Here is a 14,185-nt window from a genome sequence, read left to right on the forward strand (position 1 = left end):
TTATTATGCAAGCGTGGATGTTTAATCTATTCGTAAGCAAGTTAGTTTGCTGTGATCTTAAAATCACGTTTAAGTGCATTGGTTAATGCCAATTTAAATTCTGACATTGATTGGAAACGCTTATCAATATCTTTATGCATGGCTTTACTACAAATACGCATCGCACTTGTTGGCAAATTAGTATTGCGTTGATTAACGGCAATAGCCTTCGCTTTAGTTATTTGATAGGCCACCGTTGCTATGGACTCTCCTTCAAAAGGTAAGTGGCCACAAAGCAATTGATAAAAAGTCACGCCTAAGCTGAAAATGTCGCTGCGACCATCCACTTTTAAGCCTAATATTTGTTCTGGAGACATATAATAGGGGCTACCCATAATGATACCTGTTCGGGTATTACTGTTATCACTGACATAAGCTATTCCAAAATCAGTAACCGTAACTTTGAGCAAATCGTCATCATAAATAATATTAGCGGGTTTGATATCACGGTGAACAACATTTTGATTATGGGCATATTCTAGCGCATCAGTTATCTGAATCAATAACTGATAAACCAATGGCGTAGGGAGTATTTTGTCCGCTTGGGTAAATAATGATAATGGCGCGCCTGTGAGTAAATCCATAGCGATGTAACCTAGGTGATTATCTTCACCTACGTCATAAATCGTGACTATATTGGCATGGCTTAAACCACCTGCTGTTTGCGCTTCTCTGAAGAAACGCGCTTTAGCTTCAACAAATTCAGGCGAATCAATGTCATCACTTAATTGTAATGTTTTTATAGCTACATGACGGTTGATTTTAGGATCAACGCCTTGATAAACGATGCCCATCGCACCTTTTCCTAAAACCCCTTCGACTTGGTAGCGGCCAAAATTTTCAACCCTAGTTTGATGAGTTGTCGAGATAGTATTTGTTACTGGGTTATCAACGATAACTAATGTTTGTTCAATATCATTCCCAGATACGGGTGAAGGTTTATTTATCGGTGGAAATTGATTATGACTCGCTGCATTGGTATTTTCTTCTGGTAAAAAGCTGCTGTGTTTTACTTGAGGAGATTTCACTCGTTTGTTAGTTAGTAGGCTTTTTAGCTTAGCTCTTATCTTGGACTTCACTTTGGACTTAACAGTGGAATTAGGCGGTACTAAAAATTCGTTAGTCTCTTTATAAGGCGTTTTTTGGGAATAAAGTGCAGCTAAAAATAGCTTATATTCTTTTTGATAAGCAAGAAGTAATAGCCATGTCCCCATTATCGAGATTATTATCGGGGGAACTTCAAGCCATTGTCCTTGATTGAAAAAGACATATTGTAAAATGAAAAGCAAAACGACGTAACTAAGTACACTGATCGATTGCTGCTTTAAGGATAATTGACCTATGAACCAGGTTAGGGAAATGCCTAGTAGCAAGAGCAGCCAAGCAAATAAAATAATAACCAGACTCTGATAAACATAATCTTCTTGAAGCAATTTACCAAGTAATGTTTTGAGTACTTTATCCTGAGAGTAGTTATTATCGGTAATGAAGATGACTTTGTAGTTAGGCCTAGAGTTAGTGTTAGTGCTTGAAGAGTATTGTTGAATAAACTGGCTTACAGAGCTTAACCTAGGTAAAACAGTCTCCGATCTTTCTTGACGTTCTTGATTTATTTGATTAACCCTGGGTAAGTTCTCTGAAATAAATACCTCACCAAAAAAACCCAAAGGATATTTTTTAGGAGCTAAAGTATTCACCTGCGTGAGTAAACTCAATTGCCAATCTTGTTTGATGGATAGTTCGGTATTTGAACTTAGCTGTTTTATTATTTCGCCTGGTAAAGTGAGATATAAGATCCCATCTTTTCGCCATATCAACGGAAAAGTTTGTCGTTTACTTTGCAAGAAAGGTGAAAAAATAAAGTACTTTGAACTCAACAACTCAGTGTCAATTTTTGACGAAAAGCGAAACCAATTAAGTAATGGTGAAAAAGGCATTGTTGCCTGAGACTTTAATGGTGATGCAGAGCTAACTTGGCTTGAGCCAATAACAATCTTACTGTTACGGGGTTTTGAGGATAGGTAAGCCTCAAGTTTATTCATAAAACTGCTTGATTGTTGACCTAACAGGGTTATCTGACTATTGGGGTAATACGACAAAAGAGTTGTTACTGATTTTATATCTTGTCCATTGAACTCGGAATGTAACGTTAAAATGTCATTAGCATTTAAGGTCGGTTTTTTATCTGATAAAACAGGAGATGATTCAAGTTGGCTTAGCCATTGAATATTTAATAGATTTATCTGGTTTAGGCCGCCGATAGAAGCATACCAAAAGGAAAATCCCCAGAATAATAAAAGTAGATAAAACCAACCCGTATGATAGATGGGCAGAAAACGTTTGATCATGTGTAGTGATAACCTTTAGCTATTTCTTAGTATTATTATTATTTTGCTGTTGTTATGCCTCTATTAATACCTGAAAGCGTGTGGCATATCAAATTTTAGCTGACAAGTTAGCAAAATGGCTCATTAACATTACAATGTAATTTATTGAGATTACAGCGAGCTATCTTTAGCGGCTTTTTTGGCTAGTTTTTTTTCTTTTCTACGTCGTTTAAAAAATGCAGATAACAACTGGCTGCACTCTTCTTCTAGGATATTTGAGCATACTTCTAATTGGTGATTTAACTGTGGGTTATTTACTAAATTAAAAGCACTGCCTGCGGCACCTGTTTTCAGATCGCTACAAGCATAAACTAAGCGATTGATTCGACTATGCACTAACAGACCAGCACACATAGGGCAGGGCTCGAGAGTTACGTACAAAGTGCAGTCAAGCAAGCGATAGTTATTAAGAAACTCTCCTGCCTGTCTGATGGCATTCATTTCAGCATGACTTGATGGGTCGTTAAGCATGATTGATTGGTTAAAACCTTCACCGATGATTTTACCTTGATGCACTACCACGGCGCCAACAGGAATTTCATCATGTTGCTCAGCTTGTTGCGCTAGTTCAAAGGCCCTTCGCATAAACGTTAAATCAAGTCGCTCTTGGTCTTCTATACTTTGCGTCAATGGTGAGTGTACTGAGGATTGCTCTGTCACAAGAATATCTCCAGTAAATCATTTAAATATCGTTGTCCTAGCTGGGTTACCAGCCAATATTCTTCATTGTCTATCACTTCACAGGTCATGAGGTTTTTTTGTTGAGCTTCTTTAAGCAAAGGTAATACTACCTTTATATTAAGCCCTGTGCTTGTTTGGAACTGCTCAATGCTAAAAGCGCTGTGCAGTCTTAGCTGATTCATCATGAACTCAAAAGGACGTTCACTTTCATCAACTTCAGATAATTTATCTAAGAAATCACGATTATCATCTAAATAGCCTTTAGGGTGTTTTACTTTAATGGTACGCATTATTTTCTGGCTTCGACTATCAGTGATTTTTCCATGGGCACCACAGCCAATGCCAAGGTAATCACCATATTGCCAATAATTTAAATTATGCTGACATTGATAGCCTGGCTTAGCGTATGCAGAAATCTCATACTGCTGATAACCCGCTTCATTGAGTAACTTAACGCCCTGATCCTGAATCTCCCATAAAATATCATCAACAGGTAACTTAGGCGGTTTAGAGTGAAAAATAGTATTGGGTTCAATCGTTAATTGATACCAAGAAATATGATTCGGATTTAGGCTGATAGCCGTTTTTAGATCATCAAGGGCATTATCTAATGATTGATTGGGTAAGCCATGCATTAGATCTAAATTAAAACTGCTGACACCACTTTCTGTAGCCAATTTTGCTGCTATTTTAGCTTGGTTACTATCATGAATACGGCCAAGCTTAATTAATTTATCAGAGGCAAAGCTCTGTACGCCGATAGAGAGTCTATTAACACCGGCCTTGAAAAAGCCTATAAATTTATCTGCTTCAACAGTGCCAGGATTTGCTTCTAAAGTGATTTCTATATCTGCTTTATGGTCAAAACGATTGAGTACTTGTTCTAGCAAGTCTTTAATAGACGCAGCAGAAAATAAACTCGGCGTACCACCACCAATGAATATTGAATGTAAGGAGCGAGTGCTTAACCCAAAACGTGCAATATCGGCGTCTAAATCTCTGATCAGCGCTGCGACATAATCTTGCTCAGGGATAGCACTTTTAACGGCATGTGAATTAAAGTCACAATAAGGGCACTTTTCCACACACCATGGAATATGAATATAAAGTGATAAGGGCTGATTTTCTAACAGTTCTAACATAAGTAAAGGACTCGAACTTACTTTGATGAGGTAGCTAGCGCTAGTTTTTCAACTAACTTAGCTAGTGCTTGACCACGGTGACTTAGTTTATTTTTCACTTCGCGTGATAGCTGCGCGGAAGACATTTGTAAATCGTGTTGCCAAAAAACAGGATCGTAGCCAAAACCTTGCTCACCTTGCTTAGTTCTAGAGATAGTTCCTTCCCATATACCATGACAGATAAGTGGTGTTGGGTCATTCTCATGTTTCATATAAACCAAAACACAGTGGAAACGCGCAGTGCGTAATTCGTCGGGAGTAGTGGCTAACGCAGTTAATAGTTTGTTGGTATTGTCATCATCAGTGACCTCACCTTCAGTGATATCTGCCGCGTATCTAGCCGAATAAACACCAGGAGCACCATTTAGTGCATCAACTTCCAAACCAGAATCATCAGCAATAGCGGGTAAACCAGTGATCTTTGCTGCATGGCGCGCTTTAATAATGGCATTTTCTACAAAGGTGCTGCCGGTTTCGGCAACTTCAGGAACATCAAACTCACTCTGCGGTACTATTTCTATTGATTGCTCAGCCAGTAAATGGGCTAATTCTTTAACTTTACCTTGATTTCCTGTGGCTAATACAACTTTTGACATGATGGGTACCTGTGGCTATTTTGAGTTTTATTGATGGGGCTTATACCAATTTAATAAACTTGGTATTAATCGCGCTATTCTATCCTAGAATTGGATGTTTCGCTAAAGTTAACAGCAAAAAAAAGAGCTTTCAAAAGCTCTTTTTTTATGAGTTTATGGTAATAATTAAACTATGTCAGACTATTAATCCACGTAGAAAGTTTGCGAGAATTTTAATTGCTGTTTTTCTTTGCCATCATTAATCATGATATCAAAATGAATTGTCTCTTCATTGCTATAGTTAACCTGTGCAAGGTAATAAATAGCGCCACCTTCTTTGACTTCTTTAAACGCTAAATCTTTAAATTGGCCTAGATTGTTTTTGGCTTTACCCGTAATACTAACCGTTTTCGATGGTGTGTTTTTCTGGGTATTATCTAATACTGAAATATTGATTAAACCATTATATCGACTACGCGTAATGCCATAGACTTTAGCTATTTCAGGCGTAAAAAAAGTTGAACCAATAGCCATATAATGCACATTCATATTGCCTAGTTTTTTCATGTTTTCAGCACTAACATTGCTCATCAAAAACAAGCTAAGGCTAAAGGCAATAAGTAATTTGATGATTGACGTTTTCATGTGGTGCTCCAAAGAAATATAGAGGAATCGGTACTGTTCTATTACATATCTTTAGTATAGAACAGACCAAAAAAAATACTATTGTTTTACAACGCACCCCAGTAAGGTAATGAGTTTGAAAGTAAGATATTGATGACATTCATCAGTAAAAAGGCCAGCAACATTGATAAATCTAAACCACCCATATTTGGTATTATTTTGCGAATAGGATTTAAAAAAGGTTCAGTCAATTGGCTAAGCACCATTAACGTTGAATTATAACCTTGAACAACCCAACTCATGATCGCCATAATAATCATGATAACAAAGAGTAGAAATCCAGCTTGTTTTAATAACACTAATAAACCGATATAAAAAGCTAACACCCCTAAACTCTCACCGGATAAAGCGGCGAGGGAAACAAACTTCAGCGTTGCTACTACATAAGCAATGAGTATTGTTGCTAAGTCAAAACCACCTAAGCCTGGAATAACTCGACGCAGTGGTATCACTAATGGATTACTTACTTTGACAATAAACTGACTTAATGGATTATAAAAGTCAGCTTTAACCCATTGTAGCCATACACGCATGATTAAAATCATTAACAAGGCGTCGAAGGCGAATCTAAGCAAATAAATAATTGCTTCCATTTTTTTTCCTCTACTTAATTTTGGTTACTTTGAATTCGTTAGAATTAGTTTAATACGTTTTTATTTAGCCATTTCTACAGCACGAGCAATTGCAGCATTCATGGCATTTTTAACTATTTCTTCTATACCATCAGCCTTAAAACGTTCTATTGCGGCATGTGTTGTACCGCCTTTTGAGGTGACATTAGCGCGCAACTCACTGATAGGGGCGCTGTTGTGAGCGACCATTTGGGCAGCACCAAGCGCGGTCTGTTGCACTAGCATACGGCTTTCTTCTGCAGAAAAACCATACTGCTTTGCTTGCTGTTCCATCGCTTCCATAAATAAGAAATAGTAGGCTGGAGCAGAACCAGCAACAGCGATAATATTATTAATCTTATCTTCTGTGTCGAGCCAAATACTTTTGCCAACCGCGTTAGTAATTTTTTCTGCATTAGCCTTTTGCTCTACCGCCACTTCTTTTGAAGCAAATAGACCACTCATGCCTAAACCAAGTTGAGAAGGGGTATTTGGCATGACACGGACTACAGGAGCAAGGTTTAAAGTGTCGTCTTTTGATAACGCTGATTGAATTTGTGCAACGGTAGTACCTGCAGCAACAGAAATGAATAGTTTTCCTGCTATATCGATTGCTTGGCTTATTTGAAAACAAACATCAGTGATAAAGTGTGGTTTAACACAAAGCACAATAACATCGGCGAACTCACTGGCTTTGATATTATCGTTTGTTTGTAACACTCCAAACTCTGTCGCTAAATTGAGTCTCTTAGTTTCAGAAGGGTTGGCTACTATAATGTCTTGGGGAGTGATACCAGAATTAACTAAACCAATAATTATGGCACGTGCCATATTGCCGGCACCTATAAAGGCTATTTTATTCATAAAAGGGATTCCTAAACGATTAATGGTTAAATTTTATTTTCTCTGGCGCCAAAAATGGCGGTGCCAATTCTCACCATGGTTGAACCGTGGGCTACAGCGTTATCTAAATCATTAGACATGCCAAGAGAGAGAGTATCAACGCTGGGATATTGCTTTTTAAGTTGGGTAAACAATTGCTGCATTTGCTCATAACAGGCTTTAGGGGCATTTTTTTCAGGAACAGCCATTAAGCCTCGTAGGGTGAGTTTATCACAACTATCAACAATTTTAGCAAGAGAAAAAACCTGCTCAATACTTATACCTGACTTTGACTCTTCATTGCTAATATTGACTTGTAAACAAATGTTTAGCGGAGTATCGTGACAATTATCATCCGTGAGATGTTGATTAAGACGCAAGGCTATTTTTTCTCTGTCAACACTGTGAACCCAAGAGAAGTTACTGGCAATTTGTTTCGTTTTATTTGATTGGATAGGGCCAATAAAGTGCCAAACTATCTCAGGTAAATGTGCTAACTCTGCTATCTTCTCTACCGCTTCTTGCAGGTAGTTTTCACCAAAATCGTGTTGACCAGCCAGGTACGCTTGTTCAACAAGTGAAGTTGGCTTAGTTTTACTCACGGCTAGTAGCGATACTGGAGATGATTGTTTTGATAATTCTGCAAGGGGAGTTAATCGACCACTTTGTTGACAAGCTTGCTGAATTTGCGCTTTAACTTTATTAAGATTATCTTTTACATTTATCATATTAAATATTGAGCTATGTTAACTTATCTTATTTTCTGGTTAGTATAACCTATTAAATTATTACCGATAAAAGATAATATTATTATTTTTTATCACTTTATAAAAAGAGGCTTTTATGGATATTACCGAACTACTCGCATTTAGTGTGGAGCATAACGCATCAGATTTACATTTATCAACAGGTACACCGCCTGCTATTCGTGTTGATGGTGACGTACGTAAACTGAATATTCCAGCCTTTGATGGCAAAGATGTTAATGCGTTAGTTTATGACATTATGAATGATCGTCAGCGTAAAGAATATGAAGAAAATCTAGAAGTCGATTTCTCATTTGAAGTACCAAATTTAGCACGTTTCAGGGTTAATGCTTTTAATCAAAATAGAGGCCCTGCAGCTGTATTTCGTACAATCCCAAGTAAAATTCTTTCACTTGATGATTTAGGATGTCCTGAAATATTTCGTGAAATATCAGATACACCACGTGGCTTGGTGTTAGTTACTGGGCCTACCGGCTCAGGAAAATCAACCACGTTAGCTGCGATGGTTGATTATATTAATGATCATAAACACGATCATATTCTCACCATTGAAGATCCAATAGAATTTGTACATGAAAATAAAAAGTGTCTTATTAATCAGCGTGAAGTTCACCGAGATACGTTAAGCTTTTCAGCTGCATTACGTTCAGCCTTGCGTGAAGATCCAGATGTGATCCTAGTCGGTGAAATGCGAGATTTAGAAACGATTCGCTTAGCTATGACAGCAGCAGAAACAGGCCATTTAGTCTTTGGCACCTTGCATACAACCTCAGCACCAAAAACTATTGATCGTATTATTGATGTATTTCCAGGCGAAGAAAAATCTATGGTTCGCTCTATGCTGTCAGAGTCACTTCGCGCGGTAATTTCACAATGCCTAATTAAAAGAGTCGGTGGTGGTCGAGTAGCTGCTCATGAAATTATGATTGGGGTTCCCGCTATTCGAAACCTTATTCGTGAAGATAAAATTGCCCAAATGTACTCAGCGATTCAAACAGGTATGCAACATGGCATGCAGACTATGGATCAATGTCTACAGGGCCTTGTTAACAGAGGCATGATAACTAAACAAGATGCGATGGAAAAAGCAGTTGATAAAAATCAATTTTCAGGCTTTTAACATGGTGTTTTGTAAATGTAGAACTGACAGGAATAGAGGGTAATAAATGAAGCTTCATGAATTATTAGAAAGGATGGTAAAGCAAGACGCCTCAGATATGTTCGTTACGGCAAAATTACCAGTGAGCGCTAAAATAAATGGTGATTTACAGCCTATAGATGACGTGGTACTGACTGCTGAACAGTCATTAGCTTTAGTTTATGACTCCATGAATGAGAAGCAAAAAAATCAATTTGATACTGAAAAAGAATGTAATTTTGCCATTCAAATTGATGACATCGGTCGTTTTCGTATTTCTGCTTTTTGGCAACGAGATATGGCGGGCATGGTTGTTCGTCGTATTGTTACAGATATTCCTGATGTTGATGATTTAGGCTTACCTCCGATTTTAAAAGATGTGGTTATGTCTAAACGTGGTTTAGTGCTTTTTGTGGGTGGTACCGGTACTGGTAAATCGACATCGATGGCTTCATTGATAGGTTATCGTAACCGTAACTCTTGTGGGCATATTCTTACTATTGAAGACCCAGTGGAGTTTGTTCATGAGCACGGAAAGAGTATGGTCACTCAGCGTGAAGTTGGCTTAGATACTGTATCCTTTGATGCGGCACTGCAAAGCTCATTACGCCAAGCACCTGATGTCATTTTAATTGGTGAGATTCGAAACCAAGAGATAATGGAGCATGCGCTTAGTTTTGCAGAAACGGGGCATTTATGTATAGCTACCTTGCATGCAAACAACGCCAACCAAGCTATTGACCGTATTATGCATCTGGTACCAGCAGACCAGCATGGAAAGTTGTTATTTGATTTAGCGTTAAATCTTCGCGGCATTATTGCCCAGCAACTGGTACCAACAAAAGATGGTCATAGCCGAGTAGCCGCCATCGAAGTATTACTAAATTCTCCTTATATTAGTGAACTCATTAAAAAAGGTGATATTGGTGGTATTAAAGAGGTGATGGAAAAATCAAATGAATTAGGCATGCAAACGTTTGACCAAGCATTATTCAACCATTACCAACAGGGTATGATTACTTATGCGGATGCGTTACATCATGCGGACTCGCCGAATGATTTACGTTTAATGATTAAATTGCGCAGTAATGAGCAGGGTGGTACAGGCGGCTTATCAGGTGTCACATTAGATGGCTTCGACTCTACAGATAACTAGAAACGAGTAAGTTTTTAGATTCTGAATGAAAAAAGCTGATATTTCCCCAGTATAACTTAGGTAAATATCAGCTTTTTACTCTATGAAATACGTATGCTTATATCATAGAGTATCTTTAGATAATCATTAACCTACGTTTTAAAATAAAATTCATGATTACTTATTATTATTTGGCTTTGAGCTATTACCAACATAATAGTAAATTGTCCATGTTGTGGAAAATAAACCTGAAGTAGGTACTAAGTGCGTTGAAAAAGTCACTTTCTCATTCGGTTTAGCATCATGGTTGGTAAAGGTTGTTTTCATACCATCGTCATGTTTTCTTTTACTTTCTTCCAACTGCCATTGTTCACCTAAACACTCTTGAGTGACTCTTTTAGCACTTTGGTAATAGCTTTTAGCCGTTTCTTCATTCGGCGCTACTAAATTGCAAGAATAGGTATGCTGTTTTCCACCCCATGAAAACACCTGGCAGTTTTCACCAAAGAGCTGATATTTAGCTTTCCATATATTACTGGCTCTCCCTGAAATCTTAATCTCTTTTAATGAAGAAAAATCATCATAATAAGCACTCTTAAGTAAATCGAGTTTAGTACAAGCATTAGTGGTGGGCATGATGTTTGTGGCAATTTTTGTATTTTGATTAACGCAACTTGTTAATAAAATGCTAGAAAGGATAAGGGTATATTTTGCATATTTTTTCATAAAACTATATCAGCCTGACGTAAAATTTTAAGGTAATACCAATAAGTAATACCACTTGTATTAATTAAGGTTACATAATTCAGTGAGGATAAATTTGCAAGAACAAGGCGCTTGATTGAGTAATAGCTGGCTATTGGGATTGAAAGCAACAATGTTATTGGATATTTAGACCTCTTGAAAATGATCAATTATTTAGTGCAATTGGTATTTGTTTGATTGGTATAAATACTTTCTAGTACTGATGGTACAGAGTTTTAACCGTTTTTCCTAGTTAACATCTGTGTAAATGTTTCTAGGTAAAACATTAACATCCTATGTTATAAAATTGTGATGTGTTTATACCCATGTTATCTCAGGATGCAGGATTCAGCTGGAATTAGAAACGCCTTTAGGCAAGGCATTGATTGAACAGAATGGTTGTTCGGAGAATATGCTCCTGCATTCTCTAAGAATACCATCCATGTAGCGTCCTTATCGAAATCAATAACGTGGCAAAAAGCGTTTCTAAACCAGTCCTTCGGGGATGTTTGAGCTATTCATGCGTTTCGTTGCATCTGTTTTTAAGGGAACCACCCTTAATAAAAAGATGCGACTTGATTATGAATAGCTCAGGCACCCTGAAACTCGCATCCTGAAGTATCATGGGTATAACTGCATATCATAGTGAAAAAGAGTTATATTTTTAGTGATTTAAATAGCTTAAAATACTGCCATTATTTTTCTATATCCAACAACTATTTAGACTATCCCAATGATCCCTATCACGCCTTTAAATACAAAAAGTATAGAACTCATACAAGCCCAAATTGATAACAAAACTAAACCATTAGGTGCATTAGGGGCACTAGAGCCTTTGGCGCTGCAACTTGCTTTGATTACTGAACACAGGCATCAAAAAATCTCAGGTTGTAATAACTCCGACTTTAGTCATTCTGAGCTTAATAGTTCTGGTCAAATCAGTATAAATAATCCTGCTATGTTAGTTTTTGCCGGTGACCACGGTATTAATGATAATAATGTCAGTATTGCGCCCAGTGCAGTTACTAAACAGATGGTACTCAATTTTTTACGGGGTGGTGCCGCGATAAATTGTTTTTGTCAAAGTAATGATATCGCTTTAACTGTGGTCGACTGCGGTATATTACAGCCTATTTCCGCTGATGAAGTCCCTCAAGTTGCAAGCAAAACAATGAATAGTGTTAGCTTTATTGAGCAACGACTTGGCGCAGGAACAAATGATTTCTCAGTTGAAAGCGCTATGTCTATCATGGAAGTAGAACAAGGATTCGACTATGCAAGACAACTGGTTGATGTACAAGTTGAGCAGGGTGCTGAAATATTGTTATTAGGTGAAATGGGCATTGCTAATACTAGTTCAGCTGCTGCATTGATGTCGGCTTTAACTTTATCTAGTGTTCCAGAGTGTGTTGGTCGAGGTACCGGTATTACTGATGAGCAATTAGAGAAAAAAATAGCCTTAATCGAAAGCGCACTTCAACGCGTTAAAGTATCAGAGAATAATGTTGAAAATTTAACTCAAGATGAGATTATATTACTGTTATCTGAGTTAGGTGGTTTTGAGATAGTTCAAATGGTCTCTGCTGTCTTATCAGCGGCGTCGGCTAGCATACCGGTTGTCATTGATGGCTTTATTGTCAGTGTCGCTGCTTTAGTTGCACTGCGCTTAGATAAAGATGTGGCCAACTATTTAATCTTCTCTCACGTTTCTCAAGAAAATGCCCACCAAAAATTGCTTGAAGAACTGATCTCGGCGCAAACATTTAATGTGTCAAGCAGCCAACCTTTATTGAATCTAGGTCTTCGCTTAGGAGAGGGCACAGGTGCAGCACTTGCTTTGCCTTTAATAAAAGCCTCTGCAAGTTTTTATAATAATATGGCCAGCTTTGAAAGTGCAGGTGTTACGGTATGAGTGTATCAGTGAATGAGCCGCTAAAAAATAAAGTAGCTGCGCAGCTGAATTTATTTTATTTGGCGTTAAGCTTCTTTACTCGTTTGCCTGTTCCTAAAACCATGCATTATTCAGAAGCATTATTAAATAAAGCTAATCGATTCTTCTCCTTAGTAGGCTTAGTCACTGGTTTACTGCTCGCGTTAAGTTATGTCTGTTTTAGTACCTTTTTACCCGCCAATATATCTATATTGTTAACTATGACGATAAGCTTGTTATTAACAGGCGCTTTTCATGAGGATGGTTTAGCTGATATGGCTGACGGTATCGGTGGTGCTTTCACCATAGAAAAACGACTGACTATTATGAAAGATAGTCGTATCGGCACTTATGGTGCCGTTACCTTAGTGATGGCTTTATCATTAAAATTTACATTACTGGTAAACCTAGCTGAGCAAGATAGTAATCACTTACTTTTAGCTATTATATTAGCAGAGGTTTTATCCCGAGCGGTTGCTGGCAGCTTAATCTCATCTATGCCCTATGTAAGTGATATTGAACAAAGTAAGAGTAAACCATTAGCCCAAGCACAATCCTCATCAGAATTAACTATTTTGCTCTTGATAGGTTTAGCTCCGCTCATTTTTTATTCTAGTGAAGTGATTTTCTCGTTGTTGATCGTTTTAGTGTTGTTTCGTTGGCTTTTTAAGCAATGGCTTATGGCGAGAATAGGTGGTTTTACCGGTGACTGTTTAGGTGCTGGGCAGCAACTCTCTGAGTTACTTATTTATTTAACGCTTGTTTCTTATATTGATAAAGACGTATTCATAGGACTTGTTTTTACAGGGTATAGTTTTTTGGGAAATAGTTTTATGGAGCATAACTTTATGGGAATAGTCGGATGATTCATCTTGTTTTAGGTGGAGCTAGATCGGGCAAGTCTCGATTTGCCGAGCAACAGACACGCGAGTTATCAGTAAAGCAGGGAAAACAAGCGGTTTATATTGCAACAGCAACCGCCATTGATCCAGAAATGGACAATAGAATAGCCCAACATCAAAGTGATAGAGGTGCTCGGGGTGAAAGTTGGCAATTAATTGAATGCCCATTAGCCCTCGCAGAAACATTGAGTGATCTTGATAACAATAATGTCTACTTGCTGGATTGCTTAACGCTGTGGTTAAACAATCAACTTTATGCGGTTCATGAAGAGAATCGTGATCAGCAATCCCAACATTTACAAACTGAAATAGACAAATTAGCCACGGGCTTAGCCTCAGTAAATGCTGACATTATTATTGTTAGTAATGAGATAGGGTTAGGTGTAATACCCATGGGGGAATCTACCCGATTATATGTTGATTATTGTGGCTGGTTAAACCAGAAAGTTGCAGAAGTTTCAGATAAAGTCACCTTGGTTACCGCGGGTATCCCGCTTTGTATAAAAAGTAATGATGTGTAAGTAGTGAG

At 37.7% G+C, this 14,185-nt stretch carries 14 protein-coding genes; 5 read left to right on the top strand and 9 right to left on the bottom strand.

Translation table 11 applies throughout. The features are described 5' to 3' along the window. Positions 1 to 41 precede the first annotated feature (41 nt). The 8 genes from CXF79_RS08070 to CXF79_RS08105 all read right to left on the bottom strand — a co-directional run bounded on the left by CXF79_RS08070 (position 42) and on the right by CXF79_RS08105 (position 7,768). A complete protein-coding gene (locus CXF79_RS08070; RefSeq protein ID WP_101154597.1) occupies positions 42 to 2,387 on the bottom strand; it encodes a serine/threonine-protein kinase in 2,346 nt (781 codons plus the stop codon). Between the two features lie 150 nt (positions 2,388 to 2,537). Next, positions 2,538 to 3,086, bottom strand: a complete 549-nt coding sequence (gene tadA, locus CXF79_RS08075; protein ID WP_011044423.1) for a tRNA adenosine(34) deaminase TadA — start codon at positions 3,084 to 3,086, stop codon at positions 2,538 to 2,540. Further along, positions 3,083 to 4,249, bottom strand: a complete 1,167-nt coding sequence (gene hemW, locus CXF79_RS08080; RefSeq protein ID WP_101154599.1) for a radical SAM family heme chaperone HemW — start codon at positions 4,247 to 4,249, stop codon at positions 3,083 to 3,085. Before hemW ends, tadA begins: the two co-directional genes overlap by 4 nt. 17 nt (positions 4,250 to 4,266) lie before the next feature. After that, positions 4,267 to 4,887 (bottom strand): RdgB/HAM1 family non-canonical purine NTP pyrophosphatase, encoded by a 621-nt coding sequence (rdgB, locus tag CXF79_RS08085; protein ID WP_198560075.1) that lies wholly within the window; start codon positions 4,885 to 4,887, stop codon positions 4,267 to 4,269. Between the two features lie 180 nt (positions 4,888 to 5,067). Continuing rightward, a complete protein-coding gene (locus CXF79_RS08090) occupies positions 5,068 to 5,508 on the bottom strand; it encodes a DUF4426 domain-containing protein (RefSeq protein WP_011044420.1) in 441 nt (146 codons plus the stop codon). A gap of 86 nt (positions 5,509 to 5,594) precedes the next feature. Beyond that, on the bottom strand, positions 5,595 to 6,140 hold the full coding sequence (locus CXF79_RS08095) for a YggT family protein (protein ID WP_011044419.1): 546 nt from the start codon (positions 6,138 to 6,140) through the stop codon (positions 5,595 to 5,597). Between the two features lie 60 nt (positions 6,141 to 6,200). After that, positions 6,201 to 7,022, bottom strand: a complete 822-nt coding sequence (gene proC, locus CXF79_RS08100; protein WP_011044418.1) for a pyrroline-5-carboxylate reductase — start codon at positions 7,020 to 7,022, stop codon at positions 6,201 to 6,203. Between the two features lie 26 nt (positions 7,023 to 7,048). Continuing rightward, positions 7,049 to 7,768 carry a YggS family pyridoxal phosphate-dependent enzyme gene (locus CXF79_RS08105; protein ID WP_101154600.1) on the bottom strand — a complete coding sequence of 240 codons (720 nt, stop codon included), beginning with the start codon at positions 7,766 to 7,768 and terminating at the stop codon, positions 7,049 to 7,051. Between the two features lie 115 nt (positions 7,769 to 7,883). On the opposite strand from CXF79_RS08105, the gene CXF79_RS08110 reads away from it, so the two are divergent. Next, positions 7,884 to 8,927 carry a type IV pilus twitching motility protein PilT gene (locus CXF79_RS08110; RefSeq protein WP_011044416.1) on the top strand — a complete coding sequence of 348 codons (1,044 nt, stop codon included), beginning with the start codon at positions 7,884 to 7,886 and terminating at the stop codon, positions 8,925 to 8,927. Positions 8,928 to 8,973: 46 nt separating this feature from the next. Further along, positions 8,974 to 10,101, top strand: a complete 1,128-nt coding sequence (locus tag CXF79_RS08115; protein ID WP_101154601.1) for a PilT/PilU family type 4a pilus ATPase — start codon at positions 8,974 to 8,976, stop codon at positions 10,099 to 10,101. Positions 10,102 to 10,257: 156 nt separating this feature from the next. Here CXF79_RS08115 and CXF79_RS08120 read toward each other — a convergent pair whose 3' ends face one another. Next, a complete protein-coding gene (locus tag CXF79_RS08120; protein ID WP_101154602.1) occupies positions 10,258 to 10,806 on the bottom strand; it encodes a hypothetical protein in 549 nt (182 codons plus the stop codon). Between the two features lie 751 nt (positions 10,807 to 11,557). Here CXF79_RS08120 and cobT point away from each other — a divergent pair. From cobT to cobU, 3 genes are read left to right on the top strand one after another with little or no spacing between them, the layout of a single operon-like run. After that, the gene (gene cobT / locus CXF79_RS08125; protein WP_101154603.1) at positions 11,558 to 12,736 is read left to right on the top strand and encodes a nicotinate-nucleotide--dimethylbenzimidazole phosphoribosyltransferase; all 1,179 of its coding nucleotides are present in this window, start codon (positions 11,558 to 11,560) and stop codon (positions 12,734 to 12,736) included. Beyond that, positions 12,733 to 13,620: an adenosylcobinamide-GDP ribazoletransferase gene (locus CXF79_RS08130; RefSeq protein ID WP_101154604.1), complete on the top strand. Its 888-nt coding sequence runs from the start codon at positions 12,733 to 12,735 to the stop codon at positions 13,618 to 13,620. Before cobT ends, CXF79_RS08130 begins: the two co-directional genes overlap by 4 nt. Next, complete coding sequence (gene cobU, locus CXF79_RS08135) at positions 13,617 to 14,177, top strand: bifunctional adenosylcobinamide kinase/adenosylcobinamide-phosphate guanylyltransferase (RefSeq protein ID WP_101154605.1); 561 nt, start codon at positions 13,617 to 13,619, stop codon at positions 14,175 to 14,177. Before CXF79_RS08130 ends, cobU begins: the two co-directional genes overlap by 4 nt. Positions 14,178 to 14,185: the final 8 nt, after the last annotated feature.

Source organism: Colwellia sp. Bg11-28 (genome assembly GCF_002836245.1).
In the GTDB taxonomy this organism is placed as follows: domain Bacteria; phylum Pseudomonadota; class Gammaproteobacteria; order Enterobacterales; family Alteromonadaceae; genus Colwellia; species Colwellia psychrerythraea_A.

What these genes read in the sequence shown, in the direction of transcription:
- CXF79_RS08095 (WP_011044419.1), bottom strand. Translation starts at nt 6,140, where the DNA reads ATGGAAGCAATTATTTATTTGCTTAGATTCGCCTTCGACGCCTTGTTA.
- cobU (WP_101154605.1), top strand. Translation starts at nt 13,617, where the DNA reads ATGATTCATCTTGTTTTAGGTGGAGCTAGATCGGGCAAGTCTCGATTT.
- CXF79_RS08115 (WP_101154601.1), top strand. Translation starts at nt 8,974, where the DNA reads ATGAAGCTTCATGAATTATTAGAAAGGATGGTAAAGCAAGACGCCTCA.
- CXF79_RS08070 (WP_101154597.1), bottom strand. Translation starts at nt 2,387, where the DNA reads ATGATCAAACGTTTTCTGCCCATCTATCATACGGGTTGGTTTTATCTA.
- CXF79_RS08130 (WP_101154604.1), top strand. Translation starts at nt 12,733, where the DNA reads ATGAGTGTATCAGTGAATGAGCCGCTAAAAAATAAAGTAGCTGCGCAG.
- CXF79_RS08110 (WP_011044416.1), top strand. Translation starts at nt 7,884, where the DNA reads ATGGATATTACCGAACTACTCGCATTTAGTGTGGAGCATAACGCATCA.
- hemW (WP_101154599.1), bottom strand. Translation starts at nt 4,249, where the DNA reads ATGTTAGAACTGTTAGAAAATCAGCCCTTATCACTTTATATTCATATT.
- proC (WP_011044418.1), bottom strand. Translation starts at nt 7,022, where the DNA reads ATGAATAAAATAGCCTTTATAGGTGCCGGCAATATGGCACGTGCCATA.
- CXF79_RS08090 (WP_011044420.1), bottom strand. Translation starts at nt 5,508, where the DNA reads ATGAAAACGTCAATCATCAAATTACTTATTGCCTTTAGCCTTAGCTTG.
- CXF79_RS08120 (WP_101154602.1), bottom strand. Translation starts at nt 10,806, where the DNA reads ATGAAAAAATATGCAAAATATACCCTTATCCTTTCTAGCATTTTATTA.
- CXF79_RS08105 (WP_101154600.1), bottom strand. Translation starts at nt 7,768, where the DNA reads ATGATAAATGTAAAAGATAATCTTAATAAAGTTAAAGCGCAAATTCAG.
- cobT (WP_101154603.1), top strand. Translation starts at nt 11,558, where the DNA reads ATGATCCCTATCACGCCTTTAAATACAAAAAGTATAGAACTCATACAA.